This window comes from Sphingomonas sp. CCH9-F2 (genome assembly GCF_001556735.1).
GTDB lineage: Bacteria > Pseudomonadota > Alphaproteobacteria > Sphingomonadales > Sphingomonadaceae > Sphingomonas > Sphingomonas ginsenosidimutans.
In genome coordinates, this window is sequence record NZ_LSJO01000532.1 from 1 (window position 1) to 763 (window position 763).

Consider the following 763-nt stretch of genomic DNA (forward strand, 5'->3'; position numbering starts at 1 on the left):
CGGTCACCCCCGCCGCCAGCACGCGCGCGGTCGGCAGGTCGGCGGTCCCGCGCGTCTTGACGAAGGCGTCGATGTCGTCGGCGCGCCAGAATTCCTGTTCAAAGGTCTCGCTCGCCTTGCGCGTGCGGCCCAGCTTCACCCAGAAGGCGATGATGATCGCCCAGGTCCAGATGCTGGCCAGCAGCAGCCCCAGCATCACGCCCTTCACCACCCAGTCGGCCTGAAGGAACAGCGCGATCGGGGACAGGGTCGCGGCGTCGGTCTGCAAAATCGGGTTCACGGCGTATCTTCCCCCTGGAGGACGAGGCTGCGGAAACGGTCGATCCACGCGGCGGGCTGGCGGCGCGGGCGGCCGTCCGGCCCCACCAGCGCCGCGGTCACGGTGGCATCGGTCAGCAATTGGGCCCGGCGCCTGACTGTCTGATGAATGACGACACTGGCGGCGCGCGCCGCGACGACGCGGCTTTCGACCAGCAGGGCATCGTCGAGCCGCGCCGGCGCACGGTAGCGGATGGCCAGGTCGGCGATCGCATAGGCGCCGCCCCCGCCCTCGAAATGCGCGCGCTGGTCGATCCCGGCGACGCGCAGCATGTCGGACCGGGCGCGTTCCATATAGCGCAGGTAATTGGCGTGATAGACGACGCCCGACAGGTCGGTGTCCTCGAAATAGACGCGCACCGCGAACAGGTGCGCCGCGCCCTCGAACCGTCCCTGCGCCGGCTGGTCCTGACCCTCGACCGTCATTGGCGGGCTGTTAACCCAA

General features: G+C 69.5%; 1 protein-coding gene and 1 pseudogene. Both read right to left on the reverse strand.

The annotated features are described in order from the left end of the window. Window positions 1-280: pseudogene (locus AX685_RS15005) on the reverse strand (Tol-Pal system subunit TolQ); the annotation flags it as partial. Continuing rightward, on the reverse strand, window positions 277-744 hold the full coding sequence (locus tag AX685_RS15010) for a YbgC/FadM family acyl-CoA thioesterase (RefSeq protein WP_066490106.1): 468 nt from the start codon (window positions 742-744) through the stop codon (window positions 277-279). The gene AX685_RS15010 and the pseudogene AX685_RS15005, both read right to left, overlap by 4 nt. Window positions 745-763: the final 19 nt, after the last annotated feature.

Coding starts and splice junctions, on each gene's coding strand:
- AX685_RS15010 (WP_066490106.1), bottom strand. CDS start 744: ATGACGGTCGAGGGTCAGGACCAGCCGGCGCAGGGACGGTTCGAGGGC.